The following is a 3,886-nucleotide window of genomic DNA, read 5'->3' as shown; positions in this document are numbered from 1 at the left end:
CAAATGCCATGATTAGGTAAGTTAGCAACACATAGAAAGCACTCATCTGTACCGTAAAATTGGCTGGGTTAATCCCAACAATCCCCAGTGAGAGCCCAATTAAAAGCGGTAACAGGAGTTGACCGATAGCGAAAAAACCAAAAATCAGCACTTGCCAAATAATTTCCCCATCCCAAGCTGTTTTCCATGGCACATTATGATTGGTTGCTATCAGGGATTGCTTACCTTGAAACAACAACTGAGCAACCAAACACACTAAGATTATCAAACCCAATAGGGTGTTAAATCCTGGGATGACAGCGATAACGAATAATTTGACAATTGCTTGTTCAGCCGTTTCTTGTTCTTGGGTTTGGAGTGACAATAGGTCACTTTGGCGCTGCTGCACTTGATACAGCTGACTCAAAGCGCGATAGCGGAACCAATTATCTAAGTTTTGTTCAATTTTTTCCTCAGCATCTGGTAGTACCAGGGGTGGCTCACTCCATAGACCCATTAATACCCCAGCAGTTTCTAATGAGCCATTAGGGTATGTCTTTGCATCCCAGGTTTCAATAGCAGCATCGGTTTTTCCTTGTTGAGCTTGGAGAATTCCAATACGCAAATCCAGCCGAGCAATCAGCTGTTCGATGTCAGACAATGACTCTTGCAATTGCTGCTGCTCTGAGGGATAGGCGTTTTGGGTCAGGGGAGTAGCTGGTGATTGTGATGGCGCTCCATCCTTCGGTGTGGTTACCTTCCCTATGGAAAATTTTTGGAGTTTGGTCAGAACCTTTGACTGATTGGTCTGAGCCAATTGACGGGCTGTTTCATACTGTTTTTGAGCAGATTGAAACGGCTCAGCACCAATTAAAGCATTTCGAGCCACAGTCCAATCTACCTTAGACTCCTGATTAGACTGCTCAGATGTAGCAGAATCAGAGGTTGTTTTCTGCCACTCCCAGCCATGAAGTACTAGATTGGTTTGGCGAAGTTCCAGATTAGTTTGAATCTGGGGCTGACCCCAGCTTTCTACCAGAGAAAGGCCAATTCTAGCGATCGCAAAAATCGTCAGTACAATTAAAACCAACCGTTTTATAGTCATCGAACCCCCCAACACACAAGCATTTTGCTCATTAGTTACTAGTTATTTTTTGCTGCTCAATGGACTACTAACCAATAACTAGTCACCAACTTTACACTGCCAGTTTAGGGATGATCTAGCTAGGTTACAATGACCTTGATGATTCGGAATCATCTGAGTATACCCAGTATACATTTGTCACCCTAGCTGACCCGGCTGAACCATATACCTGCTCATGGAGGAATAAGAGATTGGCTACCCGCGTCGTTATTGTCCGTCACGGTCAAAGTACTTACAACATTCAGCAGATCATTCAAGGACGCAGTGATCAGTCAGTCTTGACCGAAAAAGGTTGTGCTGATGCCCAAAAAGTTGGTACTGCCCTCAGTAGCCTCAGCTTTGATGCCATCTACTGCTCCCCTTTACAACGGGCAAAGCAAACCGCAGATATTATCCTATCCTATTTGCCAAACCCTCCCCAGTTACAGCCATCAGATCAGCTGATGGAAATCGATTTACCCCTTTGGCAAAATCTCCAAAAGAACGAAGTTAAGGAAAAATTCCCAGAAGACTACCAACGCTGGAAAGAACGCCCCCACGAATTTTCCATGGTCATTCCCACAGGGGTCGGGTCTAAAGAACACTTTCCTGTGCTTGAACTATACAAACAAGCAGAGCAGTTTTGGCAAGAGGTTATCCGCCTCTATCAAGGAGGTACGATTTTAATCGTAGCCCATAATGGTATCAATCGCTGCTTAATTAGCAGTGCCATTGGGGTAACTCCTGCTCGTTACCATAGTATCAGGCAATCCAATTGTGGCATCAATGTGCTCAATTTCACTGGTGGTTGGGGAGAAACCGTACAATTGGAATCCCTCAATCAAACCTCCCACTTGGGAGAAACCTTGCCAAGGTCAAGCGCACCTAAGGGAGATATTGACCTTGGGTTGCGTCTGTTGTTGGTGCGCCACGGTGAAACCGATTGGAATCGTGCCTCTCGCTTCCAGGGACAAATTGATGTACCTTTAAATGAAAATGGTCGTAAACAAGGACAGCAGGCGGGTGAGTTTCTAAAAGATATCCCCATTGATTTTGCAGTCAGTAGCCCCATGCTGCGTCCTAAGCAAACTGCTGAAATTATTCTCCAGTCTCACCCCAATGTCAATTTACAAGTTGATGATGGACTCCGGGAAATCAGTCATGGCTTATGGGAGGGCAAATTAGAATCAGAGATTTCCCAAGAGTATGGTGACTTGCTCAATCAGTGGAAAGTTGCCCCAGAAACGGTACAAATGCCAGAAGGAGAGAACTTACAGGATGTTTTGGAAAGGGCAGTGCCATCCTGGAATGGGATAGTTAAATCAGCTACGGCATCTGGTTCTGGATTTCAGACTGGCTTAGTGGTGGCTCATGATGCTATCAATAAAGTAGTACTTTGTGACATTCTTGGCTTGAGTCCAGCATTAATTTGGAGTATCAAGCAGGGAAATGGGGCTGTCAGCGTAATTGATTATCCCCAAGGCTTAGACAAAGCCCCAGTATTGCAAGCGATGAATATCACCACACACCTATCTGGAGGTGTATTGGATAAAACAGCCGCTGGTGCGCTGTAGCTAAACAATACGATCAATTTCCATGCTTTGGGGTAAGTATGTTGAAGGTTGGTTGAAGGTTGACCCTAAGCCAAAGTGTTACAGTCAACCTCGCCGACAAAGGATGCTTAAGGCGAACAACCTTCAACATTAACTTGATGTAGTCAACAGCAAACTGCTAAATGCAAAACTCATCAACACCACACAAGCAAATCCGCACCCATGTTTTCATTTCCGGAAGAGTTCAAGGAGTTGGTTATCGCTACGCCACAATGCTTCAAGCTAAGCATCTAGGGGTGAATGGTTGGGTGAGAAATCTTCTTGATAAGCGTGTGGAAGCAGTCTTTGAAGGGAATACCACAGCAGTAGAAGCTATGGTGCGTTGGTGTCATACCGGACCGTTAAATGCTGTGGTTGACAATGTACTGGTTAAGAATGAGACACCGGAAGGTTTGCAGGGATTTGAAATTACGCACTAATCGGTATAGTTGAGCTTGGTTGTAAATCCGTTTTCGTAGCGTGACCGTAGGTCAATCCCATTGATAACTAAAAATTAACATCTATTTAGTCTAAACTAGAAGATTCTACACTAGTAGATGTCAGGAATTAAGGAATTTCCTATGTCTACAGAAGATGCTCCCATCAATAATGCTGTCTTAGTCACCATCATTGGTGAATCAGTAATTCGAGAAAGCCTTGTGAAGCTGATCAAAAGCCACGGGGCTACTGGTTATACTGTTAGTGATGTACGGGGAGAGGGGGGTCACGGCAAACGCCTAGGAGATATTCCGGGCTACAACACCAATGTTGAAATTAAGACGATCGTATCCCGGGAAGTGTCTGATGCAATTCTGCGTGCTATAGCCGAATACCGGAAGCGTCACGCTTTAATTGCCTACCGACAGGATATAGAAACGTTAAGCAATTAAAGCAGCGATCAAGTGATCACAAGTAATCACCAGTTAGTTAATCTAACCAATCATCGATTTTCTGGCTGCGATAGACACGCCTAGACTTTGGACTTCCCTGATTCTGACTCCCAGTTTTACTTTCACTAGCTTCGGTGGTTACAGGATTAACTTCCCGTTTATATAAGTCTGACTTACGATATTGGTTCTTTAATGGTGATTGCTTCTGGGGTTTAGGCTTGGGGTGTCTATTTTTCCAACCGAGAGTTCTTTGTAAAGAGCGCAATTGGGCATGAGCTTCATTGATTTGTTGCAGCTTGCAG

The 3,886-nt window shown here is 44.4% G+C and carries 4 protein-coding genes and 1 pseudogene; 3 read left to right on the top strand and 2 right to left on the bottom strand.

Annotated elements, in window-relative coordinates:
- Positions 1-1,084: pseudogene (locus F6K37_RS34255) on the bottom strand (CPBP family intramembrane glutamate endopeptidase); the annotation flags it as partial.
- A gap of 230 nt (positions 1,085-1,314) precedes the next feature.
- On the opposite strand from F6K37_RS34255, the gene F6K37_RS34250 reads away from it, so the two are divergent.
- From F6K37_RS34250 to F6K37_RS34240, 3 genes are all read left to right on the top strand, one after another.
- Complete coding sequence (locus tag F6K37_RS34250; protein ID WP_287255240.1) at positions 1,315-2,676, top strand: histidine phosphatase family protein; 1,362 nt, start codon at positions 1,315-1,317, stop codon at positions 2,674-2,676.
- Positions 2,677-2,837: 161 nt separating this feature from the next.
- Positions 2,838-3,134, top strand: coding sequence for an acylphosphatase (locus tag F6K37_RS34245; RefSeq protein WP_008188303.1), 297 nt, complete (start codon positions 2,838-2,840; stop codon positions 3,132-3,134).
- Positions 3,135-3,275: 141 nt separating this feature from the next.
- Positions 3,276-3,584 carry a P-II family nitrogen regulator gene (locus tag F6K37_RS34240; RefSeq protein WP_044494800.1) on the top strand — a complete coding sequence of 103 codons (309 nt, stop codon included), beginning with the start codon at positions 3,276-3,278 and terminating at the stop codon, positions 3,582-3,584.
- Positions 3,585-3,621: 37 nt separating this feature from the next.
- On the opposite strand, the gene F6K37_RS34235 is transcribed toward F6K37_RS34240, so the two are convergent.
- Positions 3,622-3,886: hypothetical protein (locus tag F6K37_RS34235; protein WP_287255237.1), on the bottom strand; the 265-nt coding region annotated here is incomplete at its 5' end.

It is taken from the genome of Moorena sp. SIO4E2 (genome assembly GCF_010671945.1).
GTDB classification, from domain to species: Bacteria; Cyanobacteriota; Cyanobacteriia; order Cyanobacteriales; family Coleofasciculaceae; genus Moorena; species Moorena producens.
The sequence above is the reverse complement of the archived record's forward strand: the minus strand, read 5'-3'. Positions and strand labels throughout refer to the sequence as shown.

Coding starts and splice junctions, on each gene's coding strand:
- F6K37_RS34240 (WP_044494800.1), top strand. CDS start 3,276: ATGTCTACAGAAGATGCTCCCATCAATAATGCTGTCTTAGTCACCATC.
- F6K37_RS34245 (WP_008188303.1), top strand. CDS start 2,838: ATGCAAAACTCATCAACACCACACAAGCAAATCCGCACCCATGTTTTC.